28 protein-coding genes, 1 other RNA gene, 1 pseudogene and 1 other annotated feature are annotated in these 26,779 nt (G+C 40.0%); of the genes and pseudogenes, 13 read left to right on the forward strand and 17 right to left on the reverse strand.

The window, feature by feature from the left end:
- Positions 1-10 precede the first annotated feature (10 nt).
- From UB51_RS14250 to UB51_RS14260, 4 genes are all read right to left on the reverse strand, one after another.
- On the reverse strand, positions 11-403 hold the full coding sequence (locus UB51_RS14250) for a DUF1499 domain-containing protein (RefSeq protein WP_044877862.1): 393 nt from the start codon (positions 401-403) through the stop codon (positions 11-13).
- Positions 404-661: 258 nt separating this feature from the next.
- Positions 662-851: non-coding RNA, 6S RNA (gene ssrS / locus UB51_RS27200), on the reverse strand.
- 64 nt (positions 852-915) lie between these two features.
- On the reverse strand, positions 916-1,722 hold the full coding sequence (locus UB51_RS14255; RefSeq protein WP_044877863.1) for a YesL family protein: 807 nt from the start codon (positions 1,720-1,722) through the stop codon (positions 916-918).
- Positions 1,723-1,956: 234 nt separating this feature from the next.
- Entirely contained in the window at positions 1,957-3,555 is a 1,599-nt protein-coding gene (locus tag UB51_RS14260; protein ID WP_044877864.1) for a degradosome RNA helicase CshA, read from the reverse strand.
- A 340-nt stretch (positions 3,556-3,895) separates the two neighbouring features.
- Between UB51_RS14260 and UB51_RS14265 the strand changes: the two genes are divergently transcribed.
- The 5 genes from UB51_RS14265 (at position 3,896) to UB51_RS27205 (ending at position 7,632) form a co-directional block, all read left to right on the forward strand.
- Positions 3,896-4,714 (forward strand): YitT family protein, encoded by an 819-nt coding sequence (locus UB51_RS14265; protein WP_044877865.1) that lies wholly within the window; start codon positions 3,896-3,898, stop codon positions 4,712-4,714.
- A 163-nt stretch (positions 4,715-4,877) separates the two neighbouring features.
- Complete coding sequence (locus tag UB51_RS14270; protein ID WP_199924935.1) at positions 4,878-5,081, forward strand: hypothetical protein; 204 nt, start codon at positions 4,878-4,880, stop codon at positions 5,079-5,081.
- 164 nt (positions 5,082-5,245) lie between these two features.
- The gene (locus UB51_RS14275) at positions 5,246-6,418 is read left to right on the forward strand and encodes a putative glycoside hydrolase (RefSeq protein WP_044877866.1); all 1,173 of its coding nucleotides are present in this window, start codon (positions 5,246-5,248) and stop codon (positions 6,416-6,418) included.
- Between the two features lie 128 nt (positions 6,419-6,546).
- Complete coding sequence (locus tag UB51_RS14280; RefSeq protein WP_052675942.1) at positions 6,547-7,305, forward strand: MATE family efflux transporter; 759 nt, start codon at positions 6,547-6,549, stop codon at positions 7,303-7,305.
- A gap of 123 nt (positions 7,306-7,428) precedes the next feature.
- Positions 7,429-7,632: a helix-turn-helix transcriptional regulator gene (locus UB51_RS27205; protein ID WP_082063145.1), complete on the forward strand. Its 204-nt coding sequence runs from the start codon at positions 7,429-7,431 to the stop codon at positions 7,630-7,632.
- Here UB51_RS27205 and UB51_RS14285 read toward each other — a convergent pair.
- The 4 genes from UB51_RS14285 to UB51_RS14300 all read right to left on the reverse strand — a co-directional run bounded on the left by UB51_RS14285 (position 7,583) and on the right by UB51_RS14300 (position 10,559).
- Positions 7,583-8,059, reverse strand: a complete 477-nt coding sequence (locus UB51_RS14285; protein WP_044877867.1) for a DUF2269 family protein — start codon at positions 8,057-8,059, stop codon at positions 7,583-7,585. The two genes, UB51_RS27205 and UB51_RS14285, sit on opposite strands and share 50 nt — an antisense overlap.
- A 390-nt stretch (positions 8,060-8,449) precedes the next feature.
- Positions 8,450-8,782 carry a hypothetical protein gene (locus tag UB51_RS27910; RefSeq protein ID WP_144407022.1) on the reverse strand — a complete coding sequence of 111 codons (333 nt, stop codon included), beginning with the start codon at positions 8,780-8,782 and terminating at the stop codon, positions 8,450-8,452.
- 312 nt (positions 8,783-9,094) lie between these two features.
- Positions 9,095-9,739, reverse strand: coding sequence for a methyltransferase family protein (locus tag UB51_RS14295; RefSeq protein WP_044877869.1), 645 nt, complete (start codon positions 9,737-9,739; stop codon positions 9,095-9,097).
- A 22-nt stretch (positions 9,740-9,761) separates the two neighbouring features.
- Positions 9,762-10,559 carry a MerR family transcriptional regulator gene (locus tag UB51_RS14300; RefSeq protein ID WP_044877870.1) on the reverse strand — a complete coding sequence of 266 codons (798 nt, stop codon included), beginning with the start codon at positions 10,557-10,559 and terminating at the stop codon, positions 9,762-9,764.
- Positions 10,560-10,984: 425 nt separating this feature from the next.
- On the opposite strand from UB51_RS14300, the pseudogene UB51_RS14305 reads away from it, so the two are divergent.
- Positions 10,985-11,602 (forward strand): annotated as a pseudogene (locus tag UB51_RS14305) (MATE family efflux transporter); the annotation flags it as partial.
- Positions 11,603-11,794: 192 nt separating this feature from the next.
- On the opposite strand, the gene UB51_RS14310 reads toward UB51_RS14305, so the two are convergent.
- From UB51_RS14310 to UB51_RS14325, 4 genes are all read right to left on the reverse strand, one after another.
- Positions 11,795-12,172 carry a VOC family protein gene (locus UB51_RS14310; RefSeq protein WP_044877871.1) on the reverse strand — a complete coding sequence of 126 codons (378 nt, stop codon included), beginning with the start codon at positions 12,170-12,172 and terminating at the stop codon, positions 11,795-11,797.
- Between the two features lie 76 nt (positions 12,173-12,248).
- Positions 12,249-13,076, reverse strand: a complete 828-nt coding sequence (locus UB51_RS14315; protein WP_044877872.1) for an AraC family transcriptional regulator — start codon at positions 13,074-13,076, stop codon at positions 12,249-12,251.
- Between the two features lie 102 nt (positions 13,077-13,178).
- Positions 13,179-14,147, reverse strand: a complete 969-nt coding sequence (pfkA, locus tag UB51_RS14320) for a 6-phosphofructokinase (protein WP_044877873.1) — start codon at positions 14,145-14,147, stop codon at positions 13,179-13,181.
- A gap of 29 nt (positions 14,148-14,176) precedes the next feature.
- Complete coding sequence (locus tag UB51_RS14325) at positions 14,177-15,208, reverse strand: tetraprenyl-beta-curcumene synthase family protein (RefSeq protein ID WP_044880168.1); 1,032 nt, start codon at positions 15,206-15,208, stop codon at positions 14,177-14,179.
- 396 nt (positions 15,209-15,604) lie between these two features.
- Between UB51_RS14325 and UB51_RS14330 the strand changes: the two genes are divergently transcribed.
- A complete protein-coding gene (locus tag UB51_RS14330) occupies positions 15,605-16,252 on the forward strand; it encodes a nitroreductase family protein (protein ID WP_082063147.1) in 648 nt (215 codons plus the stop codon).
- Positions 16,253-16,323: 71 nt separating this feature from the next.
- Here UB51_RS14330 and UB51_RS14335 read toward each other — a convergent pair whose 3' ends face one another.
- Positions 16,324-17,070 carry a YebC/PmpR family DNA-binding transcriptional regulator gene (locus UB51_RS14335; protein WP_044877875.1) on the reverse strand — a complete coding sequence of 249 codons (747 nt, stop codon included), beginning with the start codon at positions 17,068-17,070 and terminating at the stop codon, positions 16,324-16,326.
- 236 nt (positions 17,071-17,306) lie between these two features.
- On the reverse strand, positions 17,307-17,504 hold the full coding sequence (locus UB51_RS14340) for a cold shock domain-containing protein (protein ID WP_044877876.1): 198 nt from the start codon (positions 17,502-17,504) through the stop codon (positions 17,307-17,309).
- Positions 17,505-17,668: 164 nt separating this feature from the next.
- Between UB51_RS14340 and UB51_RS14345 the strand changes: the two genes are divergently transcribed.
- From UB51_RS14345 to UB51_RS14370, 6 genes are all read left to right on the forward strand, one after another.
- A complete protein-coding gene (locus tag UB51_RS14345) occupies positions 17,669-17,902 on the forward strand; it encodes a hypothetical protein (RefSeq protein ID WP_044877877.1) in 234 nt (77 codons plus the stop codon).
- Positions 17,903-17,908: 6 nt separating this feature from the next.
- The gene (locus UB51_RS14350; RefSeq protein WP_044877878.1) at positions 17,909-18,088 is read left to right on the forward strand and encodes a hypothetical protein; all 180 of its coding nucleotides are present in this window, start codon (positions 17,909-17,911) and stop codon (positions 18,086-18,088) included.
- Between the two features lie 206 nt (positions 18,089-18,294).
- On the forward strand, positions 18,295-20,085 hold the full coding sequence (pepF, locus tag UB51_RS14355; RefSeq protein WP_044877879.1) for an oligoendopeptidase F: 1,791 nt from the start codon (positions 18,295-18,297) through the stop codon (positions 20,083-20,085).
- A 74-nt stretch (positions 20,086-20,159) separates the two neighbouring features.
- A complete protein-coding gene (locus UB51_RS14360) occupies positions 20,160-20,489 on the forward strand; it encodes a LapA family protein (protein ID WP_044877880.1) in 330 nt (109 codons plus the stop codon).
- Positions 20,467-21,510 carry a M42 family metallopeptidase gene (locus UB51_RS14365; protein ID WP_144407115.1) on the forward strand — a complete coding sequence of 348 codons (1,044 nt, stop codon included), beginning with the start codon at positions 20,467-20,469 and terminating at the stop codon, positions 21,508-21,510. Before UB51_RS14360 ends, UB51_RS14365 begins: the two co-directional genes overlap by 23 nt.
- A gap of 106 nt (positions 21,511-21,616) precedes the next feature.
- Positions 21,617-21,880, forward strand: a binding site (T-box leader).
- Positions 21,881-21,955: 75 nt separating this feature from the next.
- A complete protein-coding gene (locus tag UB51_RS14370; protein ID WP_044877881.1) occupies positions 21,956-23,224 on the forward strand; it encodes an MFS transporter in 1,269 nt (422 codons plus the stop codon).
- 98 nt (positions 23,225-23,322) lie between these two features.
- Here the strand turns inward: UB51_RS14370 and UB51_RS14375 are convergent, their stop codons facing one another.
- The 3 genes from UB51_RS14375 to UB51_RS14385 are packed head-to-tail and all read right to left on the reverse strand — an operon-like array spanning position 23,323 to position 26,748.
- Positions 23,323-25,269 carry an ABC-F family ATP-binding cassette domain-containing protein gene (locus tag UB51_RS14375; protein WP_044877882.1) on the reverse strand — a complete coding sequence of 649 codons (1,947 nt, stop codon included), beginning with the start codon at positions 25,267-25,269 and terminating at the stop codon, positions 23,323-23,325.
- A 42-nt stretch (positions 25,270-25,311) separates the two neighbouring features.
- Positions 25,312-26,121, reverse strand: a complete 810-nt coding sequence (locus UB51_RS14380) for a DUF92 domain-containing protein (RefSeq protein WP_044877883.1) — start codon at positions 26,119-26,121, stop codon at positions 25,312-25,314.
- Between the two features lie 3 nt (positions 26,122-26,124).
- On the reverse strand, positions 26,125-26,748 hold the full coding sequence (locus UB51_RS14385; RefSeq protein WP_044877884.1) for a fumarylacetoacetate hydrolase family protein: 624 nt from the start codon (positions 26,746-26,748) through the stop codon (positions 26,125-26,127).
- Positions 26,749-26,779: the final 31 nt, after the last annotated feature.

Raw genomic sequence — 26,779 nt, forward strand, 5'->3', positions numbered from 1 at the left:
TATAATATTCTCATCCTGAAATTTTGTATTTGACTAATTTCTTATCCAGTGATGCAAATAAATGAATGATGAATCGGTAATTAGCTCCAAGATCTCCTAATGATCCCCTTGATGCGGAATATATGTCCACGGCACTTTTAACAGGACTAACGGATAGAACAGATACTGTGATATCCACAGTCCGGCCAAATGTTGTTCTCTTCTCAAGCGTAATTTCTCCAACGGATTGGACTTCATGCAGCACTTTATAACCCGGAATTTTTTTAAGTGTCGAAGACACTTCCTCCCAAGCTTTGTCTTTCGATAAGTTGTAATAGCGCGTTTTCATCTTAGGATCTTTTGCACGGTCGCTTGTTCCTTCTTGACTTCGTATGATCCCCACTAGAACTCTCTTTAACGACAAGACCTTTCCTCCTTTGAATAACCATCAATACTACATAGTTTAACATTGATAGACACAGAACAAAAGAGTTATATAGATTGAACTAAAGTTAACACCACCAAGTGTTCTATAAATTCGAAATAAAATCATAAATATAGGGGTTCCTCTTAGTTCATTCTATATAAGATGGTATGATCTCCATGTTAGAATGAAAAAAGCACACCACCTCGGTCAATTCCGAAGATGGTATGCTTTAAAAAAAATGATTTAAATTAATAACAAAAACCCGCTATGCCGTCCGATTATATTGTCTTCTGAACCTGCAGTAGCAGGTGGGTGATCGCAGAAGTGTGTTTGAAGTCCCCTCGTCATATAGACAGGGCTTTTCAGCGACGCTACATATAAATCTCCCTAGACATCATCATTGGTTCAAAATAACGATTAACCGAGGCGAACACCGCAGGATTTGTTCTTATTATAATACGGTAAGCCACAAAAGTAAACTCTAAATGAATAGGTTTTCATTTACCACTTTATTTAGTTTTATCTAGATCGACTATTTCTTGCTGATTTTCCTCTTCGGAAACTTCTCCATCGATCTGAGCTTGTTTCTTTTCCTCTTCCAACAACTTTAACCGTTCTGCTTGTTCCTGCATCTTTAGGAATGAACCATAGAAATTAAAGAATGCCCAGAACGCAATCAAGCTGATAATGAAGAATACTATTAATGCAGGATACTTAAATCCGAAAAAAAGTAGCAATCCATTTCCAAGGACTGTAGAAATCATCCGGAATGGACGAATAATGGTTAAAAGAACGGCGTTCTTAATAATCAAAAATACTCCCATATGATAATGAACAACCATAGAGAAGAAATTAAACATGGACACAAATAAAACAATTAGGAGTAACAGCATAATACCGCCGACAAGCTGCAGGTTCTCGAATTGTGTCATATAGACTTTGTAATCGACCCACATAATTGTAAATAAGAGTGTGTAAAAAATACCCCCGACCATACTTTGCCTATAATTATCTTTGTAACCTTTAAAGAATGTTTTGAATATCGGAACATCTGTATCTCCCATGACCCATTTACGCACAACTGCAAATAAAGCTGAAATGGCAGGAAACAATGTAAACGGTGCCAGAATCCCCATGACCCAGTTAATAATTAGATGATCATTTGCATTAGCAGTCACATTCACTAGCATTAATTTCGTAGTTAAAATAAATAAGAATGGTGAGGAACATAGTAGCCACAAAATATTGGTATATGCAATACGCGTGATCCACTCTGTTAGTTTATAAATGCCTCCCATTGTACCTTTGAATTCCAAAGATTCTCCTCCTCTGTATACATCACAATTGGCTTGTACATAATAATATACCGTATTTACCGTACACAAAGCCAGCACCTAATTGTGTTCCTTTTGACACATAAAACTGTAACTAAATATTTCTGTACATCAAAGGAGATATTTCACAATTGCAGATGAATAATCGCCCAATGATTCACAGCAAAAAGAAGACGAAATGTTTCACACTTCGTCTTCTTCCATTGTATATAAGAATTAGTTATCGTAGCTGCTCTCAGGACGTTTAGTAGGACGACTGCTGCTTGCGCTGCTACCGTTGCTACTAGGACGTGGTTTCGGGCGACTAGAAGAACCAGCTCCACCATCTTTACTATAGCTACTCTTGTTACCACCATATCCACCACGATTACTACTACCACTATCGCGGTTACCACGGTATCCACCACCACTGCTGCTTCCACCAGATCCACTACGGGAACCATAGCTACCTGATGGTTTACGTCCACTACGAATATCCGGTTTGCGACGCTTAGCACGCATTGGATCTTCTGGAGTTAGTTGGATCTCGGAATCCTTCTTCTCTCCTGTAAGCAACTTCATTGCTGCTGTCAACAATTGAACAGAATCAAACTGTTCTAATAATTGAATAGCGATACCTTTATATTCATTAAGATCGCCCTTCTCAACAGTTTCAAGCAATCTTTCTGCAGTAATACGTTGTTTTCCTTCGATTGCTTCTGCTGTAGTAGGAAGAGGCTTACGTGTAATTTTGTGACGTGTAACACGTTCGATAAAGTGGAAATGATCCATTTCACGAGGCGTTACGAAAGACCAAGCTGTACCTTCTTTACCAGCACGTCCAGTACGACCAATACGGTGTACATAACTTTCCGGATCTTGTGGTAAATCGAAGTTAATTACATGCGTTACACCAGAAACATCTAGTCCACGTGCAGCAACATCTGTTGCTACCAATACATCAATACTTCCATCACGGAATTTACGCATTACAGCATCACGTTGGTTCTGTGACAAATCTCCATGAAGACCATCTGCTGAATATCCACGTTTTTGCAAAGCTTCAGACAATTCATCTACACGACGCTTTGTACGTCCAAAAACAATCGCAAGTTCAGGAGATTCCATATCGATTAAACGACTAAGAGCTTCGAATTTTTGGCGTTCAGGAACTTCGATGTAGGCTTGATCAATAAGTGGAGCAGTAACATGCTTAGGAATTACAGATACGTGTTCAGGATTGTTCAGGAATTGATGAGCAAGCTTCTGAATGTTGGCTGGCATTGTAGCGGAGAAAAGCATCGTTTGACGTTCTGTTGGAACCAACTTCAAGATGGATTGGATATCATCCATGAAGCCCATGTCAAGCATTTCATCAGCTTCATCTAGAACGACGGTTTGAACATCATTTAAACGAATCGTTTTGCGGTTAATATGGTCAAGTAGACGACCTGGCGTACCAATAATAATCTGAGGTTTATTTTTTAGGGAACGGATTTGACGACTAATATCTTGTCCTCCGTAAATAGCTAACGAACGAATGCCTTTGAAACGGGCAATTTTACCAATTTCTTCAGCTACCTGAATAGCAAGTTCACGAGTTGGCGTCATGATAAGAGCCATAATTTTTTCTTCTTCCTTACTGATTTTAGAAATCAAAGGAATACCGAACGCTGCTGTTTTACCTGTACCTGTTTGTGCTTGACCAATTAAATCTCTACCTGCCATTGCAATTGGAATGGCTTGATCTTGAATGGGCGTGGATTCTTCAAATCCTAGCTCCGTGATCGCTTGAAGAATTCTAGGCTCCAAGTCAAATTCTGCGAATGTTTTCAAATATATTCATACTCCTTCTATATAGTGGACATTCCACATAATGTAAAGTGGACATTCCACAATCTTGTCTGTATTCTTAAGTAGCGGTAAACATTATATAGGGTAGCCATTTATGCTAAAAATATTGCAATATGGACACTATAGCGTTTATCCGGATCATGACAGCTTCCAGATGACTAATCGGTTATTATTCAGCCGAAATAATGCAAAAATAATACTATTGTACAACCCTACTCAAGAACATCTAACATATTATATCACAACACAAGTTTAAATTACCAGCAAGTTACCAAAGTTCGCAAAATCTTTATCTAATCAAATTCATGAGGTGACAATTTTAATGAAAAGCGCTTGGAATTGTTTTGTAATTATTCTAGGAGCCGTTGCTATAGCATGTGGTTTTAATTTATTTCTCATCCCTCACCATCTACTTAGTGGTGGCGTATCTGGATTATCCATGTTAATCGGTTATTTTTCGAATTTCAACATAAGTACAATGTACTTTACTCTCAATTTACCTATTTTAATTCTAGGCTGGTTTAAACTTGGTAAACGGTTTATTGGATACAGCATGTTATCTGTCATCGTGACCACTTGGTTGATCTCCATCATTCCTGTGCAGCTCGTGGTCACTGATTTACTTCTAGCTTGTGTATTTGGCGGCGTTCTAGTCGGGTTTGGTTGTGGCATTTCCTTCCGTGTAGGTGGATCATCGGGTGGCTTTGATATTGTGGGCTCGATCATTACTAAATATCGAGACTTTCCTGTAGGGAATGTACTTGTTGGCATGAACGCCGCGGTCATCTTGGGTGTAGGATATTTATCTGATGATTGGAATGTCGCCTTAGCCTCTATGGCATCCATCTACATCTGTGGTAAAGTATTGGATCTTATCCATATCAGTCACATTAAGGTAACTGTCTATATTATAACTAACAAAACCGAAGAACTTTTAGTGAAGCTGCTAAAAATACCTCGGGGTGTCACCAAAATCAAAACAGAAGGCGCATTCTCACATGAGGAAAAAGACATGCTAATGACAGTTACAACAAGATATGACCTGGCCGAGCTCAAGAGTATCATCAAAAATACGGACCCTCATGCCTTTGTCAATATTGTTGAAACCGTCGCTGTTATGGGCGCTTTCCGCAAAAGATAATTTCCCATCTACACCGTGTAAATCTGTTCGTAATTGTGATATATTAATGATGCGCAGCTGCTTACACCCGTTGCCAGCAGATACAGATTTACCATTATTTCTCAAAGATATTTCCGATTCACTGCTCAAGAATTTTTGATGGTAAAAATTCGAAGGAGGAAGGGTGATTTTTGTGGAAATGGAACCGGTAAAACTGTCTCAAATCGTCATGATGTGGCATCCCGATATGATGCCCTTTCTGAAGCAAATTGAATTAAATTCTCTCATTATGCTTCGGGATGGACTTCGCATTTTGGAAGCACAGGATGCCATGGAAATTATTCAGTTCAGCATTTGTGAGCATCAGAACTTAGCGCATCTGCAATAACAGGAGTTACTAGATTCCAATATGCCGTCTTCCATCCTTAATTAGGAGGGGACGGCATTTTGCATCTTATTCGCATGCTGAAATTTGTTACAAACCTGTATTTTTTGATAATACAGGCTTCTATATAATCTTAGAGAGAGCACACTTAAGGGAGAGAGAATTCTATGAACATCTTATGGGTATTTATGTTGATGCTACTGGGGAATACAGAAGCACCTCAGGACGGGAGTCACAATGTGTCCACTATGATTCAAACTTCGATTAACTCCGCCATTATCGCCAAGCAAAAAGACGAAGTGATCGATGCGTCTACACCACCTAGCAAAGTGGACCCACAGCTAACCGCTCCTAAAATCAAAGGAATCTATGTCACTGCGTATAGTGCCGGAGGTTCTCGGATGACTGAATTACTGGATCTAATCGATTCTACCGATCTTAACTCTATGGTTATTGATCTCAAGGATGATTCAGGATACATAACGTACAAAACTGAGAATGACTTGCTTCAAAAGATGGGAAAAGCTCAGCCATTCATACGTGATATTAATTCTTTAATGAAACGATTGCAAAAACATGATGTATACCCGATTGCACGAATCGTTGTATTCAAGGATACCATTCTAGCCACCAAGCAACCGAAGCTTTCTTTTGTTAATAAAGATGGCAGTGTGTGGAAAAATGGTAATGGCGATGCTTTTGTGAACCCTTACAGCAAAGAAGTATGGAAATATAATATTGAACTTGCTAAAGAAGCTGCTGCACTCGGGTTTAAGGAAATACAGTTCGATTATGTACGTTTCCCTGAGGGTTTTGAGAAACGAGCAGACGCTATGACTTATGTTAAGAATGACAAATCGCGAGTAGACATCGTGGCTGAATTTGTACAGTATGCTCGTAAAGAACTGGCTCCGCTAGGCATTCGTGTATCTGTTGATATTTTTGGCTATGCGGCTTCTGTTCCAGCTGCTGAAGGTATTGGACAAGATATGGTGAAAATATCTGAGAATGTAGACGTCATCGCTCCTATGGTTTATCCGAGTCATTACTCTACAGGATGGTTTGGAGCGAAAGATCCAGACACCGAGCCTTATAAGACGATCAAGGGTTCTATGGTGGATACACATAAGAAACTCGACCCACTTAAAGACCAGAAACCTATTATCCGTCCTTGGATTCAGGATTTCACAGCGAGTTGGTTAGGAAGTGGTCACTACACGAAATATGGTAAAAAGGAAGTTGAAGAACAAATTCGCGCTTTAAAAAATATGCAAGTGGATGAATTCCTGCTCTGGAACGCATCCAATCGATATACAAAGGGTGTTAATTACACACCCTAATCAAGTTACAAGCGAAAGGCCCGGTCATAAACCGGGCCTTTCGCTTGTCCTAAATGTTGAAGGAACTGTATAATGTAATACTTATGTTAGATATTTATCCTACTATAATCATGAAAAGGCGTGCACTTATGAAACCAACTCAATCCATTCAACAAAAAATGAGACAATTTTTCGTCATTCTACTTCCTATTTTTGTTACACAAATCACATTGTCTGCCATGACTTTCTTTGACACTAACATGTCAGGGCACTCCAGCTCTATTGACTTAGCTGGTGTAGCTATAGGTTCTAGCCTTTGGGTACCTATTCAAGTAGGGCTCAGCGGGATATTGATGGGGATTACCCCTATTATTTCGCAGTTAATCGGGAGTGGACACAAAGACAAAGTAGCCTATAACGTTATTCAAGCCTTGTGGCTCTCTCTGCTTCTTGCACTAGGTGTGCTCGCTTTGGGTGGGGCCCTCCTTCCGTCTATTCTACATGCCATGAAATTGGAATCAAATGTGCAGTACATTGCATTCCACTTCTTGACTTGGCTATCCATAGGCATCATTCCACTATTCGGATATACCGTGCTACGCAGTTTAATAGATGCTCTCGGGCAGACACGTATTTCCATGATCATCACACTAATATCGTTACCTATTAACGTAGGACTTAACTATTTGTTAATCTACGGTAACTTTGGATTTCCTAAGCTTGGAGGAATAGGCGCTGGCGTTGCATCTGGGATCACGTATTGGTGCATATTTATCATTGCATTATTGTTCGTCCATAAGCGTCAGCCTTTTGCAAGCTTAGGCATATTCCGTACATTTCATAAACTCTCGCCAAGAACCTGGAAAGAACAATTAAAGATCGGTATTCCAATCGGTTGGAACCAGTAAAGAAAGTGTGGAACCAGTAAAAAAACTGTGGAACTAGTAATAAAAGTGTGGAACTGCTAGAACAGTCCCGATGATGCTTGTATAGATCATCGGGACTGTTTAATTAAGAAGGGGCTGTCGCCAATGTTAGGAGAGCAAATTAGAGAAATTAGAAAGAAACATCATCAAACTGTTTTTTCTTACCTTATTGGTGTGTCTCAAGGAACTTTGAGTGAGCTAGAGAAAAACAAATACAACCCTTCTTTGGAGACTATTCTAAAACTTACCCCTACAAAAATTAAAAAAGGCTTCTCTGCCCGACCATCAAGTATAATGCAAGTAAAATGACCACCATGGCCAAAAAACCGATCGGGATCGATATTTTGCTCCATTTCCAATAATCGCCCGGCATCTCGCGCCACTTGTTTTCTTCCGAATGCAAGGCGATGCGGTGCAACCGACTCTCGTACCGCAAACCGATCCCAAATAATGCGAATAAAGCTATAAGCATGATCACAGATTGGAAAATCCACCCTTCCAACAAAGAACGATGAAGGATGGAGGTTAACCCGATGCCGCTGATCGCTAAAACAACTAAAGAAGGAAACATGAGAATTTTATTAAAATACATGGTGAACGTCATGGCTGAAGCGATTCGATGTACATTTCCGGTGCGATCCGATAACAATTTGGCCATACCATTGGTTATCGTCGTACCAATCATAATGATTGCAGCCATAATATGGATATATTTGAACCATTCATATATGCTCATTTTTTTTCACTCCCTACTGGTGCTTGCTCCCGCAATTTATGCTCAAACAGGAAGTCGAGCTGCTTATGCATGCGGCGAGAAACTTCATCGACCGTAACGTGGTCGTTAAAAACAAATTGAATAAATTCAAACATAAATAATCCGTACAAACTTCGCGCTAAGGCAAATTTTGGTCTGATAGCCGAATCTCTGGTCGTTGACCTCGGCTATTTTTTGCTGAGGATCAGCATACTGTATTGGTGGAGCATGATGTGGATGTCGTAACGGAACTAAAGAAAAATACCAAGATTCCGGAACACTGTTCCCCTGAAGGCAAGCCAGAATGTCCGTAAGGGCACGCTCTTCATTGGGATGGATTTGAGAAAGAGAGCTACATATTATTGCTACACATTATGGTTTGTCGACGATCAAGATAAATGTAATTCCTGCCCGCTGCAAGGTCGCTGTGATCAATAATTCGGATATTCGTTCGTCGATAAAACCTTCTTGTACGGCCCCGTTCTGCAAGGCAGTGAGTTGCAGGAACGAATGATGCGCTACCGAAAACAGGTGGAGGTTGATTTTGCCCAAGAGTCCAACCAACAGGATTCTGTCATGCGACAAAAAAAATTGCCCGTACGCCAAACGACGAGAGTACAGTCCTTCCTGATCATGAGGGACATGCTCCGGCTCATCCAGCGTATGATTGGTCATATACGGAAAACAATACTGCCAGTCAATCATATGGAGCAAATTCACAAATTGCGGGACCAGCAAATTGAGCAGTTGTCACTGCCGTTCGCCTCGTAGTAACTACTGCAACCCCAAAAAGCTCAACAAGGAAGACGAGATATGTCTGTCCAAATATAGACAGAGACATGGATTTTCTAGATTCGTAAGAATCCAAAATCCATGTTGCTTTCATTTCCATTTTAGGAAATACGTCTGACTGGTTTGTAACCGCAATCTCATGAACATAAAAGGTTATAAACAGACTCTATAAGATCCAAAAAGATCTTATATTTTGAGAAAGCTTGGATTGTCTATTGTGATGGCTCACCAGATAAACGGAATTAATTTTTTTGTTTTCTTTTTGTATGCTGTAAATTGCTCTCCATATTTGTTTTGTAAATAATCATCTGATTTTGGAATATAGCCAAAAACAAATACTAAGAATATACCTAGAGGAATAAGCAAACTATAAATATTATTAGATATGAGTGCTAAACCTAGTACCCAAAGGCAATCTCCAAGATAATTAATATGAATCGCATATTTAAACAACCCGCCTGAATACAACTTTCCTTTATTAGCAGGATTGTCTTTAAAAGGTTTTCTAAGCAATTCTGAAACAGTGTTTAACATACTGCCTACAAAAAACAATACCCAACCTAGAATAAGTAAAGTCAAGTTAGGCTCCTGATTACCGACTATCATTAAAATGGGGAAGCCTAAATAATAAATTCCAAAAGCTGCACTGTTCATGATGGCTTCTTGCCAACTAATGCCCCTAGGTAGCCAGATAAACATCATAGCTGTTAATCTTAATGTTGTAATAATTAAAGCGATAAAAAGCCCGATTGAAATGGCTGATTTTTCATAAGCAATGAAAAGTAAATAATATGCAATGATTAAATATATAATTTCGGCAAAAAAAATCAAGATTTTTTCTTTTATAGTTGATGTGTTTATACCATACATGGTGATATGCTCCTTCGTGTATTTATTTTATTGGGAAATATATTTCTATGATAGTATTTTCCTCCTGTGTTGTATGAGGGTCCGTTTGATAAACTTCAAAAGGAGCACCACTCAGTTTATAATGATTTTCTTCAATCCATGCATGTAACTTTGTATGAATAGAAGGTAATTCATCATAAGAACCAATTAACGTTGCCATTGCACAAAGACCAGGGTTAAACACTTTTGTTTCATTTGTGGTTTCTACAATGGGGATCGCAATTTCTACGTCATAATTTTCTGGTACATATTCTGCACTATGAAAAATAGCAAGCGGATTAGCCGCAGGTCTTAATTTTTTAAAAACTACTTTGCTAAACAATTCATTAAAGTGCATTAAGAAGTCAGAAATATTAATTTGTTTTCTCTGAGATAAAATATTTAATTTTAAGTGATCGACAAGTTTGATGTCAATCTGGTTTAAATAACCCATGATGGTTTTCTCTTCTTTTAATAGTTGAATATCAAGCTCCAATTTCTTTAATAGAGATGAATAACAAGTTATCTGTTGCGTTAGATTTTCTTGTTTGGCCTTCATTTTAGCTTGAAAAAGATCGGCATCCTGCCAATTAGTAAAAATAACCTTGATTTCTTCGAGAGTAAATAAATAGTTTTTTAAGCGTGTAATCAATAATGCTGTTTCCAATTGTGAGACATTATAGTAACGATATCCGCTTGTAGCGTCTGTGCAAGCAGGCTTTAGAAGACCAATTTCATCATAGTAGCGAAGCGTTTTTAGAGTGAGATGTGATATTTTAGAGAACTCACCAATTGAAAGCATAACAATCACCTCCTGTTGTGTAGTACTTTAAATATAAAGGTTCCTGTAAGGGTAAGGTCAATCAATACAGATAAATTTTCTTTAATTATTTATAATTTACGTCATACATACAATATTGAATCTGTCTTCCAAATTAACAAGGTTTTTAAATGTTCCAATAATATAGACCAAGAATAGCCTCCACTTTGTTTAATTAGATTATGTAGACACAGCACGAAGATTCACAGCACATCAATTTCTGATATTTTTCACTCACACTGCCCTTGGAGTGTGGGAAACGAAAATGGCCGTCAGACTAAGTTTCCAACTTTTTCTAAATGGTAAATTCTAGTGGTTCCAGACTTTAACTTTTTCGTCCTTATCACTTATCGAGGCAAATCCAGTTAAATCAACAAAAATGGTTCCCCACTTTTATATCACCTAACATCGGTTTCTCTATTTTTTTCGAGACCGCAGTCTTCGCTGCGGTGACTCTTATGATGATCCGTTTCGATACCGTCACGATCGCGGCCCATCAAGCAGCAATGAATTTTTCAATGACGTTATATATGATTCCACTCAGTATTTGTACAGCTTTGACCATCTTAGTAGGTTTTGAAAAGGGAGCTGGGCGCCTTAAGGATGCCCGGCAATATGCTATTCTCGGAATAAGTACTGCTGTGATTCTCTCTCTTGCTACAGCACTGATCCTTATTGTTGCAAGTAAGCAGGTCGCAGGACTGTATTCTGAGGAAAGCCATGTCATTGAGCTTATACAGCATTTTTTAATCTTTGCGATATTTTTCCAAATATCAGATGCCGTTGCAACACCTACACAAGGTGCGCTTCGTGGCTACAAGGACGTGAATCCAGCTTTTATTATTGCATTCATCTCTTATTGGGTTATCGGTCTTCCACTGGGGTATTTACTAGATAGAAATACGTCTCTTGGTGCTGACTCTTACTGGATAGGTCTCATTGTGGGACTAGCTATAGGTGCTACGTTACTCTTATGGCGATTAATTCGGGTGCAACGCCGTTTCACTGGAAAACACATTTCTTAATCTTACAGCGGCGGAAATCCGATAGCAAAGAGGCTTCCCCTAAGTGTACTGCACCCCCAATTGTTAGTTGTGTCTAACAGTTGAGGGGTGCAGTTCAAAGTCATAAAAATGACTAGGGACGCCTCTTTATTTTTTCTAATAGCAAGGTAGGGTATGGCAAAAACCGATTTTCCTTTAGGATATGTACTAGCTTCACGCAAACAGACTGATCAGGTTCCCATCGGGGTCTTGAACAATAGCATAGCGTTGACCCCAAAAAGCATCCCAAGGTTCACGGTGGCTGACATATCCATTGTCAACGACCTTCTTGTACAACTCGTTTAGCGATTCCGCATCGTCACATAAAAACGCTAGCTCAATTCGATGTCCTGCCGGCTCTTCCCAGCTCCCGTAGATTTCTTTGATCATATCTTGATTGTCAAAAGCTAACCGAAAACCATCCTGTATCACTTCTACATGCTTATCCTCATTCACCTGATCGGGAATCTCAAAACCAAGCACACGATAAAAATCTAACGCTTCTTTCATATCCTTAACGACAATACCAACCATATCTAATTTTAACTTCATGGATTTCACTCCTATCATTTGTTTATCTATATAATCACATATTATAGCTATACTTGATTGTAAAAAACGGACATGTTTACTTCATCCCTAAGTTCGTTGTAAAAACTTGGTTAGGCGACATCCCATAATAGCGCTTAAAATCTTTAATAAAATGAGGTTGATCATAATATCCATACTTCACAGCAATATCAGTAAAACTAGACTGCGTGGTAAGATATAGCTCGTGCAGCAGACTCTGAAATCTAATGATACCTACAAGTTCCTTTGGACTGACCCCCAACTCCTTTTGAAACGTTCTTCTTATAGTTCTTTCACTGTAACTAAGCTTTTCCGCTAAAGTACGTATGGACATTCTTCCCTGTTGATCATACATATATCGCATACCTGTTTGTAGCAAACCATCTGTTGGAAATTCATTTAGAAGTAGCATTCTTATTAATATTAATTCTACCTTTTCAATGATTTCCAAGACTCCGGTAGCTGATACAATCTCTTCTGTAATCAATGCCGCTTCTTTCCCCCATATATCTTCAAGAAAAACATGATTTCCGATAAACTCGGATACAGGATATTTAAAAAAAGGACGTACAGCATCTGAAAAAAAACGAATTCCAAATAAGGATTCAGTTTGAGAAAGATTCATGACTGCAAAGTCGGTCATCAGCCCGACAACAAAAGCTCCTTTTGAAAAAGAGGATGCTCTCAAGTCAAATATAATATCTGTACAAGCATCCGGTAAGATACGGTGCAATTTATTCGAGTCCGATGCCTTGACGTCAACGGTCCAATAACAAGCAACATAAGATTCCAAGCTTCTACTTGGCAAATATTCTTGATAACGATAATTAGAATCTGATACGTCGCGTTCTAAAATGGAGGGTTGAATAGGAAGATACATTCGCATGTTGTTTCCCGCTTTCTTCAATATTTAAGATTCAAAAAAGGGTGTCCCCGACCATTTTCTTATGGCTTATGGGACACCCTCTTATTGATTATTGAGCTACAATTATTGAGAAAGACGTGCAGCTAATTCATATAACTCCATGTTGAAATTCTTTTTGCTATTCACCACTTTGTCTATATCTGTAAGTACTAATTCTCCCTTTATCATACCACAAGCCTTATCGGATTCACCTGCAATAAGCATACGAACAGCGAAATCACCCAGTCGACTAGCAAGATTACGATCTGCTGGCGTTGGTGTTCCTCCACGTTGAATATGACCGAGTACAGTCACTCGCGGTTCCAATGTTGAACAACGTTCAACAAGGCCTTTGGCAACGTCTTCACCGTTACCTGCTCCCTCAGCTACAATCACTATACTATGACGCTTACCATGAGCGAAGTTCTGTTCCATTCTTTTAGCAATTTCATCCATATCGTAAGGCACTTCTGGCACTAGGATTGTTTCGGCACCGGAAGCTAGACCCGCATGTAGAGCGATATCTCCGCAATGTCTACCCATAACTTCTACAATCGAAGAGCGTTCATGAGAAGACATCGTATCGCGTAGTTTATTAATGGCATCTACAACAATACTTACAGCTGTATCAAAACCGATAGTGAAATCAGTAAACGAAATATCATTATCAATCGTTCCTGGTAACGCCATCGTGTTAATCCCTAATTTACTCAATTTATTAGCACCGTGGTATGAACCATCTCCACCGATAACCACAAGTCCATCAATATCACGTTTACGGAGAATATCAGCACCTTTTTGCTGTCCTTCAGGCGTCATAAATTCTTTACATCGCGCAGATTGTAGTACTGTTCCTCCACGCTGAATAATATCTCCTACACTACGTAGATCCATGGAGAAAATATCATCATTCAAAAGCCCTTGATAACCTCTTTGAATACCAAATACCTCTAAACCATAGAACAAACCACTACGAACAACAGCGCGTACTGCTGCGTTCATTCCTTGAGAATCTCCACCGCTTGTTAAAATTGCAATTTTTTTCACTGTCATGACTTCTGACGCCTCCTATTTCTGTATGGCTACTTATATAAATGCTTACGTATCCATCGACTATTCATAAAAAAGAAAAGTCTAGTCCATGGACTCTTTCTCATCAAACGCTTAGAAATGGAGCGAACCTCTTGTTGCTCTCTAACTTTGGGATCAGATAAATAGATTGCCAGTAACCCTTCAATAATAAGGCGATGAAATGAAGGTGAAGGGATATTGGCAACATCCTCCCTAGCAGATTCAACAATGAACGCAATCCGATCCAGCAGGGTTTCAGAGTCTTTATAATAATTACAAAAATTCAGATCGCCGCCCACCCTATCTTCTTCCTGATCAATCAGGTAATCCAACATAATATGTAAACAACAGACATGTGGAAAGTACGAAGAATGAATTGTGGCTACCGTTGCTTGGTCCAAATGAGGATCCGTAGCAGATAGAAAAAGCATGAACACACCTACGGTTGATCCCGTGGCGGCGGCAAATTCATTCCATCCCAATTGTGGCGTTCGATCCCGGTGTATTGACCACCAATTCAGCAAGGCTTCTTCTCTAAGTTCAGGATCTATATGCTTGTATACCTGCAAATCTGTATATAGCCCTACTAAATCCTGTATAAAAGGTAACGCTATCGCATAACCAGGGAGAAGCCGAATGCAGCTATGGCAAGTCTCAACTAATTTAAGTAAGTAACCCCCATCGTTCTGTTCTTGTCGAAAAGCGTAATAATGCAATGGCAGTGCATCGGGATTAATGGCATCAAGCATAGACTGATGTAGGAGCCGGAAATCTTCCGGATCCATAGAAGTGCTACGATCACAAAGGTTGTCCAGATAATCACTGATCGTCTGATATGCCACAATTAATTTTATTAAAGTATGACGTTCTGGCAACTCAATGGCAGCATACACTGCACCACCCTGACAATGAAACTGTTTGGTTTCAAGACTATCGAGTGCCTGCTTTCTAAGCTCTAGATCAGGGATCTCTCCAGCTACTTTACGCCAGCCGTCTAGTTCCTTGCGTACTTCTGGTAATATATGCTTATATACCCGACTCATTAAATTTAATGGGTTTCGCGGAACTTGATATTGGCTCTTCTCATTATATTTCAATGACGTTGCCTCCACATTGTTGCACACTATTCATTTCAAATCATCACTATTATAATATGTACCTTGATTTTGCACAAATAAACAAAGTCACAAATTTATTGTTGCAGAAAATGTAGAAAACTGATGAAATCACAGGAGCCTTATTCATATCATCACCTGAACCGCTCTCATCTTCATACTCTATTCCCGAAAGCCCGAGCAGATATTCCATCTGATCGATTTTTTTTCAATTTCATTTGCGTATAAAGAGACATTATCGTTATAATGATTATGAGTTAGTATTAGTATCAAGTACTAATTAATCTGTATTTATAATGGATCTGTAGAAAAAGGGGGCCTTCCGTGCAGTTTGATCAATTAAGAGAAGTCATCCACTCACGCCGTAGTGTTCGGAATTTCACTGACCAGAATGTGTCTTTGCAGGATGTGAAAGATATGATCGATTGTGCGAGGTATGCACCTAGTGATACCAATTCCCAGACTTGGGAGTTCATCGCAATTATGAATCGATCCACAATCAAAGAAATTGAACAGATAACATGGGAGCAGCTCCATCGTATGGCTAAGATTGCCGAAGACAATGGCCTCGCACGCGAAGCCAAACTCTTAGTGAAATCGTTCGGTCCTTACGCCACAGCGTTTGCGGATGCACCTGTTCTGATTGTTTGTCTAGCTACCGCCTACACCTCGAAATTTCGCGACCGTATCTTTGACCCTATTGGATTCGGAAATGAGACCATTTGGAACGAAGAGGGAATCAAGAGCTCAAGCTTAGCGATACAAAACATGATGCTCGCTGCCCATGCAAAGGGTCTTGCAACCTGTCCTATGACGGGTCCTGTTCTACTCGCTGAGAAGCAACTCAGAGACTATCTAGATATTCCTAACGACCGACAACTTAACATGGTCATCGCATTAGGCTACCCCAAGGTGCAACCTAAAGCTATAGCCCGTAAAGAAATTGATGAAATATTACGAATTGTAGAATAAATAAAGGCACTGCCGCTTGAGAGTTTCCATAAGCGATCAGTGCCTTTATTTATTGTTATGAAGAAATCCCTTTAACCAAGTCTAGCCATTTCTTCATCACTAATCTCAAAATTAGTGTATACATCTTGCACATCATCATTGTCTTCGAAAGCATCCATCATCTTTAATAGCTTCTCTGCATTCTCACCTTCAACATCTACCGTATTCTGCGGAATCCAGCTTACTTCAGAGCTACTAAATTCAAATTTCGCTTCTTCCATCGCACTCTTAACAGATTCAAACTCATGTGGATGTGTCAATACTTCGAAGGTATCTTCATTCGTCACCATATCGTCTGCACCAGACTCAATAGCCTGCATCATGAGGGTATCTTCATCTAGATCCGCGAATTTCTCACGATCAATAACCAGCATCCCTTTCTGATCGAACATATAGGCAACACAACCAGACTCACCCATATTGCCCCCGCGCTTATTAAAAATGGATCTGACATCCGCCGCGGTACGATTACGATTATCGGTTAAGCATTTAACCATAATCGCTACGCCACCTGGACCATAACCCTCGTAGTAAATCTCATCGTACTCCACATTTTCTCCATTGCCCGATGCTTTTTTAATTGCACGTTCAATGTTATCCACCGGCATATTGATCTGCCGAGCATTATTAATAGCTGTCTTCAGACCGAAATTGGCATCCGGATTCGGACCACCTTTACGTGCCTGTACATAAATTTCACGGCCAAGCTTCACAAACTTATTGTTCTTGGCTTGGTCAGCCTTACCCTTACGATCTTTAAACAACTTAAACTTTGGCATAGCGATAGCGCTCCCTATAAAAATGTATAATTCGTCCCAACTAGTGTATCATTCTGCCATGGTTCCGGTCAAAGGCATTAAACACGGTTTATAACAAAAAAAGCGCAGTTCTATTTATCCATAGAATTGTGCGCTTGCCATTAGCTACATTATATCCTCAGTGAATATGACGATGAAGTCGTCTTATAATGCGAGTTCATTACTTCGTAATCAATAGGTGACTTGTGAACAGCCTCTTATAATTTATTAACGTTAGCTGCTTGAGGTCCACGACTACCCTCAGTTGTATCAAATTCAACCGCTTGACCTTCATCTAAAGTCCTAAAGCCTTCCCCTTGAATGGCTGAGAAATGAACAAATACATCCTCGCCGCCTTCTACTTGAATGAATCCATAACCTTTTTCCGCGTTGAACCATTTAACTGTACCCTTCAAATAAACAACCTCCCAAAATGACCGCCAATGATGGCGAATACCGAAATTATTTTTCATGAATTTCACATCACAAAGCATCTTTTCCATATTTTCAATGTTTATATTTGCTTTTACAAGGGTGTCTGCGTTATCATTTTACAAAAAGAGTAAACGGAGAAGTGCATATGATTAAAAAACATGAAATATACAAAAAAGACAACTGGAATATGATGACGATAGAGGTTCAAGGCAAATATATCGTTCTTCGTGAAATATCTGATCAATGGGGAGAAGAGACTCATACGTTCCTCAGTCGCCCAGCTTTGATGCATTGGGCTAATAACCGCTTCCCCAAAGTAGAGTTCCAGAATAATGAAGAAGAGTGGCACCAATTAATGGCTGCTTTTAAAGAGGTATAATACCCTATGGATTCTAGAGACACACTTATCTTTATTATCCTTTCTTTCTTGCTTGGAGTTGCTTTGATTATGGCCAAAAACTCCGTCCCGCCTGCCTTAAAGCGCTGGATGGCACTCACTGCCATCATCATGATTCTGATTGCCTTTTCGTTAATCATATTCAGCTTTCTAAGCATGGGTGCCTAAGTTAATAGCAGAAGGATAAATAATCTTTTTTTGGAAGGGTCATACTAAGTGTGATTGTATATGTAAAGGAGGTACCTCTTGTGAAGTTAACCAAGATCGTATCATTCATACTCACACTTAGTCTCTTTCCCATCCCTTCAACATCACCTTCTTTAGCGGCACAGACTACTCAGTCTTCATCTCTAAATCATTTAAGGAGGATTCACATGGATAAAATTAAGAAACGCTCAGACGTACCTGTTGAGAATCAATGGAACCTACAAGATATGTTCGCTAATCAAGCAGCTTGGGATCAAACCTATACTGAAGTTCAGAAGAAGACTAAAAAGACTAATGATTTTCAAGGCACTTTAGATTCAGTTCAAGCCGTTAAAGCTTGTTTCGAGTTAGAAGATGAATTGTCTTATCATGTTGAACGTCTATTCGTGTATGCACACATGCATCATGATGAAGATACCACGAACCCTACATATCAAGCACTCACACAAAAAGCTAAGAAGTTAAGTGTTGAAGTAAGCGAAGCCCTATCTTTCATCACACCTGAAGTTCTATCTCTACCCGATGATAAACTTGACGCATTCATTGCTGATCCAGCCCTCACTGATTATAAATTTACATTACAAGAAATGAAACGTGAGAAAGCTCATATTCTAACTAAGGCTGAAGAGGCATTGCTGGCTCAGGTCGGCAACCTATCCCAAGCGCCTCAGACGATTTTTGGAATGCTTAATAATGCAGATATGAAATTCCCTAAAATTAAGGATGAGAATGGGAAGGAAGTTGAACTTACCCATGGTAACTATTCTCAGTTCCTAGAAAATCCTAATCGTGAAGTTCGCAGCCGTGCTTTCCAAGCGGTATATGATACTTATGGTAAGCAGAAGAACACCATTGCAGCCACTTTAAGTGCTAATGTGAACAAGAATATATTCTATTCTCGTGTACGTAAATATCCCTCTGTACTTGAGATGTCTCTCTATAGCGACAATATTGAGAAGGAAGTCTACACTAACCTTATTGATACGATACATGAGAGCTTACCTCTGATGCATCGCTACATGAAGCTTCGTAAAAAGCTACTCGGTGTCGATGAACTACACATGTATGATTTATTCGCCCCACTCGTAGATGAGTACAAGATGGATATCACTTACGAAGAAGCGAAAGCAACCGTGAAAGAAGGCTTGAAGCCACTTGGTGAAGACTATCTAAGTGCTCTACAAGATGGTTATGACAAAGGTTGGATTGATGTGTATGAGAATGAGGGTAAACGTACAGGAGCATATAGCTGGGGAGCTTACGGCACTCACCCTTATGTCCTTCTCAATCACAATGAAAACCTGAACAGTATGTTCACATTGGCGCATGAGATGGGTCACGCCCTGCATTCCTATTATTCAGACAACAACCTGAAATACCGTGATGCGCAATACACGATTTTCTTAGCAGAAGTTGCCTCTACAACCAATGAAGCACTACTCATGGATTACTTGCTCAAGAAATCAACGGATCCTAAAGAAAAAATGTACCTTCTCACTTATTATGCCGATCAGTTCCGCACAACCGTATTCCGTCAAACCATGTTTGCAGAATTCGAGAAAATTGTACACGAGCATGCTGAACAAGGTGAGTCTCTCACACCGCAAGCACTTTCAGACATTTACTATGATCTGAATGTAAAATATTATAGTAAGGATATGACCGTAGATAAAGACATCAGTATGGAATGGGCTCGTATTCCCCACTTCTATAACAGCTTCTACGTATACAAATATGCGACAGGCTTCTCAGCAGCAACAAGCTTTTCCAAACAGATTTTGGAGGAAGGACAGCCCGCAGTCGATCGCTATCTCAACTTCCTGAAGAGTGGCGGCAGCGACTACTCCATTAATATTTTGACAAAAGCAGGGGTCGACATGTCTTCACCACAGCCAATCCGTGAAGCAATGAGCGTATTCGGAGATTTAATTACACAAATGGAACAGTTGACTAAATAAACATGTGATTGTTATAAAATCCCTTGTCCACTAGGTCAAGGGATTTTATAATATCATGAGAAGGAGATGTCGACATGAAGATGCAATGGTCGTTAATAGCTGGATTATTATTCGCATTGTTGACTGCTATTTTTGCAGTAATCAATGTAAATCCTGTTGAAGTGAATTTGATGTTTAACGTTGTACATATTCCACTTATCGTACTTATCTTGGGTTGTACACTTATTGGGGGTATTATTGTTGGTTCTTATGGAATATTCAGACAATATAAGCTCCAAAAACAAGTAAAGCGTCTAACGCATCAGCTTGCACAAGCTGAAATTATTCCTGATTTCGAAATCACTAATCTCAACAAACCTAAGGAGGCAGAACCTTTTGTCGATCCAACCGATCCAACCAAATGAACAATATATTCTAACCTTGCTTCAGAAGCTTCTTCATACTCCAAGCCCAACCGGCTTTACAAACGAAGTTATGAAAGTTGTTGAGGATGAGGCGAAGTCCCTAGGTGTACCTCTGACGTGGAATAACAAGGGTGGTGCTATCCTAAGTGTCGAAGGACATAATAACAGCCGTACGATTGCCTTGAGTGCGCATGTGGATACATTAGGAGCTATGGTGCGGGCCATTAAACCCAATGGAACGCTCCGTCTTACGATAGTCGGTGGATTCATGATGCAATCGATGGAGAATGAATACTGTATCATCCACACACGCAGTGGCCAAACTTACACAGGAACTATTCTTAGTACACATCCATCAGTACATGTTTATAGTGATGCACGTGACTTCAAGCGCACAGAAGAGCATATGGAAGTCAGAATTGATGAACTTGTTGATTCTAATGAAGACGTTAAGAAGCTTGGCATTTCCGTGGGTGACTTCGTTTCATTTGATCCAAGAGTTGTCGTAACGGACAGTGGATATGTTAAATCACGTCACCTTGATGATAAGGCTAGTGTTGCGGCATTATTCGGCTTACTAGAATCCATGAACCGTGAAGGCTGGAAGCCTCAGACTAATCTGAAGCTCCTGATCTCAAACTACGAAGAGGTAGGACATGGTGCGTCCTATATTCCTGACGATATTGAGGAAATGATTGCTGTCGATATGGGATGTATCGGAGACGATCTAAGTTGTAAGGAAACCGATGTATCCATCTGTGCCAAGGATTCTTCTGGCCCTTACGATTATAATATGACTAATCGTCTAATCGCCCTAGCTGAATCCCAAGGAATTCCTTATGCTGTTGATATTTATCCCCATTATGGGTCTGATGCCTCCGCTGCCCTTAGTGGTGGAAACAATATCCGCGCTGCATTAATTGGTCCTGGCGTTCATGCATCACATGCCATGGAGCGAACTCATAAACAGGCTGTCTTCAACACAGCTAAACTATTAGCTGCATACCTACGACAAACCTAGACTGTGTTCATTCGAGTATCATAAATTGAGGATGGCTAGTCTTCACCAAAATCCACAAAAATATATTTACTATAATTGAATTAATGGATACAATAGTTCAAATATTCCAAATGCGATGAATAGAAGAGTAAATGAATGGATTCTTTAACAGAGAGCTCCGAAATCTGAGAAGGAGTAAAGAATTATTCATTGAACCAAGTCTATGAGCATCATATCGGAACCGTAAATTCATTGGGGATGATGTGACAGGAGCTCCTGTTATAGAGCTAGAGTATAAGCATTGTTGTAATGCCGTACTTGAAGAGGTTAATATGGCGACATATTAACGAATCTGGGGTGGTACCACGAATAATTCAATCTCGTCCTCAAGACTACGGTCTTGGGGGTGGGATTTTTTTGTTGTTGTGTAACAATTATAGAGATGAAACAGCGAAGGAGTAACCCTATGAAAGTAAAACGCAGGTTAGAATATTGGAAATATTCTTCGATTTTATTGTTTGGCATAGGAATATCTAATTTAGGCTCATGGATTTATTTTATCGCGCTTAACTTAATGGTACTCGATATTACGAAGTCACCACTCGCTGTCTCGGTGCTTTATATTCTAAGGCCTTTGGCGTGCCTTTTCACGAATCTTTGGTCTGGCAGCCTCATAGACCGCTTGAATAAGCGAAATCTGATGGCCTTGCTCGATATACTTCGGGCTATGTTAATAACGCTGTTACCTTTGTTTTTGTTCTCTTCTATTTGGTACACATATATACTTGCCATTCTAATAAACATGGCCGGTTCCATGTTTGGACCCACATCTATGACCTACATAACACAACTGATTCCACCCGAGCAAAGACCACGGTTTAATTCGCTTAATAGCTTGATCAGTTCTGGGGCCTTTCTAATAGGTCCAGCTATCGCTGGAGTTCTATTTTTAATAGGTTCTCCTGTTATGGCAATCTACATTAATGCCTTAGCTTTATTTATTTCAGGAGTCATCACTTTGCTAATGCCGAACTTAGAGAAACATAGAACTAATAAGAATCCAGAACCAGAGTCAAGAATATCTTTGGCATTATTAAAAAAAGACTGGAACATTGTTATACAATTTTATCGACAAAACGTCTATGTTATGGCAATCATTTTTTTATTTGGAGGTGTAATGGTGGTCATGGCATCAGCAGTGGACTCACTTGAAGCTTCGTTTGCTACGCTGGTGCTACACTTGACTGAAAGTGAATATGGTGTTCTTGTCAGCATTGCGGGGGCAGGTATTATTGTCGGAGCTATGATTAACACCCTTATTGTTAAAAAACTCATGATATCGTTGATGATTGGGATCGGGTCATTAGGTGTCTGTTTTGGTTATATGATTTATGCTTTCTCAAGTTCATTTCTTATCGCAGCTGTTGGATGTTTTATACTAGCTTTTTTCCTTGCTTTCGTAAATACAGGTTTCGCTACATTTTATCAGAACAATGTCCCAGTTGATTTAATGGGCAGGATAGGTAGTCTAAATGATTTTATTCAAGCTATATTGATCATCATCACAACCATGGCGCTCGGAGTCGCTACGGGGTTTATTCCACTTCAAATTGTCGTAATCACAGGGGTTCTGGTGATGCTATTATTAGGAATTACATTATGTGCATGTGTAATGCAAGTATCGAAGACCCCATATTATCGATTGAGGTCCCCTTCAACAACTAGCGTCCAGTAATAATAAATATCACCTAATCGCACAGGCAAAAGGACGACTCTATTTGATTTAGAGTCGTCCTTTCGCTTTTTTGCGTTTACAATCTATATAAAAGTGGTTTACGATTTAGCCTGTTCGATCTTCTCTGCTAACTCGTTCAAATATGTCCAACGCTCCATCAAATGCTCAAGCTCCGATTGTGCCTCTTGCTGCTTCTGCATTAACTCTTGAAGAAGTGCAGAATCATTAAAGGCTTCTTCCATCTTCAACGTAATATCTGCTATCTTCTGTTCACTTTTCTCAATCATTTGATCAATACTATCGTACTCTCGTTGCTCTTTGAAGCTGAATTTAACCTTTTCCTGAGGTGCAGATGACTCCATCACTTTAGGATTTACTTGAATCTCAGCTTTGGGACTCTGCTGAGGAGCTGGCTTCACTTGATCACTTTCTGGAGCTTTCGTCACATTACGTTTCATCCATTCCTCATATTCACTATAGGAACCTACATGAACTCTAAGATTTCCTTCCCCTTCAAAAGCAACAATCTTATCCACTGTACGATCCAAGAAATATCGGTCATGAGATACAGTAAAGACTACGCCAGGGAACTCATCTAAATATTGCTCTAGGACGGCTAGTGTCTGAATGTCCAAGTCATTGGTAGGCTCATCCAGTAGAAGGACATTTGGCGCTGCCATCAGGACTTGAAGTAAGTATAAACGCCGCTTCTCTCCACCTGATAACTTCGAGATCGGTGACCATTGAAGTGTGGGTGGGAATAAGAACCGTTCTAACATCTGAGCGGCAGTAATCGTTCCACCATCAGCCGTCTTTATATTTTCGGCTACTTCCTTAATATACTCGATCACTCGTAATTTCTCATTCATCTCTTGATGTTCCTGAGTGAAATATCCCACTTTAACCGTAGAACCTAGAACACTTTCTCCTCCACTTGGCTCCAGCTTCCCAGCTATAAGATTTAATAATGTAGATTTACCACTACCATTAGGACCGACAATACCCACTCGATCTTCTGGGACTGCGATATAACTGAAATCCTGAATAAGAACCTTATCCTCTAATCTATAGTGCAATTGATCTATTTCTAGAATTTTACGTCCCAAACGGGTGGAACCCACCGATATATCCATGGCACCCGCGCGTTGTATGCCTGGTTGATCCTTCAGCTTCTCATAGCGATCAATCCGTGCCTTCTGCTTCGTTGATCTCGCCTTAGGTCCACGACGTACCCAAGCCAGCTCTGAACGCAATAGATTCTGACGCTTGTGTTCTGTCGTAGCTTCTCTTTCTTCACGCTCTTCTTTTAGTTCAAGGAATTTAGAATAGTTAGCTTCATACTTAAATAACCGTCCGTAATCCAGCTCCAACATTACATTGGCTACACGATCTAGGAAATACCGATCATGGGTAATCATGAGTAACGCTCCGCGACGTTTCTGTAAATACTGCTCCAGCCAAGCCACTGAATCATTATCTATATGGTTGGTAGGCTCATCAAGAATAAGCAACTCACACGGCTGAATAAGTGCATTAGCCAAACCAACACGCTTACGCTGTCCCCCTGACAGTGACCCCATAAGTGCATCAAATTGAGTAATCCCAAGCTTAGAAAGGATAATCTTTGCTTCACTTTCCAACTGCCAAGCCTGCAATTCATCCAATTCTTGATTCAACTCCAACATTCTTTCAACTAACGTCATATCTGTTGGATTCAATTCAAGCAAATCCATCGTCTGGATATAATCCCGTACAACTTTCATTTGTGGATCATTTCCTTGAAATACTTGCTGAAGTACTGTCATTTCAGGATCAAAATCAGGGTTCTGGTCCAACATTCTCATCCGTACCGTATTTCCAATCGAGATTTGCCCTTCATCTGGCTTTTCTAGCCCAGCAATAATACGTAGGAAGGTTGATTTCCCTGTTCCGTTTACCCCGATTATCCCTACCTTGTCCTGATCCTCCATACCGAAAGAGGCATCTTGAAAAAGAACCTTTTCTCCATAACTTTTGCTTATATGTTCAACAGTCATTATATTCATACCGTATATTCCCACTTATCATATCTTATTTGGACAATTTATTTACAAATCCATCAGTATAGCAATAACTAGCGCTGCACATCCGCCCAGAATGGAGCTCCAAATATTTACTGCATCATTATTCATTAGACTCAAGCCACGAATCTTGACTGTTTCTTGCCCACAATGGTGTAACACTTCAACATCTTTATCACAGACACGGCACTTATACATCAGCTGTAATGACGCACCCAATATCGAATCTGTGAAAGCCCCAACTAAACCCGCAACAATCCCTACAAGTAACCATATCAGAAGTGAACGATCTAAAGGGCCTGATATAACTTCAAATAACCAAGCAAATCCTCCAATCATAGCCCCGCCTATAGCAGCAGCCATCGTGCCGAGGAGTGATACTCCACCAGACGTACCCGCAGGAAGCCTTCTTCCATTCAGAACCGAACGAGGAAGCTTACGACTTAAACTACCTATTTCTGTAGCCCAAGTATCCGCAGTAACAGTTGCCATGATACCTACATAAGCATATGCCCATTCAGGATGGGGCCAAATGGCATTCAATAGACACAGCAACATGCCAAGACCCCCATTAGCTAGAACCTGTCCAGCATCGCGACGACCTGTTTTGGCATAGGATTGTTCTAATTCATTCTTATGACTTTGCTTGTATTTAGACAAGGCTGATGAGGAAACAAAAAATACAAGAAGTATACCGAACCAGAATAGATGACCTGCTGCGAAATAAATCGTCCCCATCACCGTGGCTGCTAAAGCGCCAGATAAAGTGAGAGATTTCTTCCAGTAAGCTCCCCCCGAAACAAAAAGTGCACAAATAGCGCCGATGATCCACAACATCGATTAACTAACAACACAGCTACCTAGCTGCTGATCTCCCCATAATAGTTCAAATTCGTCTCCAGAAGCTACAGCTCCAACCCCAGCTGGAGTACCTGTAAAGATCAAGTCACCTTTACCTAGCCCATAATGCAGTGCTATATAATCTACAATTTCCTGCAAAGAGAATATCATATCACGAGTATTGCCTCGTTGGACTTCTGATTTATTTATGAACACGGTAAAGTCTTGATTTGCGATCTCCTCCGTCCCAGGAAAAGCAATATAAGGAGAGAGCGGTGCTGAAGATTTGAACCCTTTGGCAGCTGTCCAAGGATGTCCCTTTTGTTTGATCGTACCCTGTACATCACGTAATGTAAAATCAATCCCTAACGCCATCACATCCACCAGCTCATTTACGCTGATTCCTGGCTCATAATCTCGTGCAATTAGGATCACAATCTCCCCTTCATAATGTACTTCGCCTTGATCTTTGGGAAGAGAAATCACATGACCATTACAAGGAACAACAGCATGAGTAGGTTTCATGAATATCATGGGTTCCGTAGGTATATCATTCCCTAGTTCCAGTGCATGTAACTTGTAGTTACGTCCGACACAGTATACGTTACGAATCAGTGAATTCATCGTGAGTTCAGTCCCCTAACTATATTTTATT

This window comes from Paenibacillus sp. IHBB 10380 (assembly GCF_000949425.1).
Taxonomy (GTDB): Bacteria; Bacillota; Bacilli; order Paenibacillales; family Paenibacillaceae; genus Paenibacillus_AQ.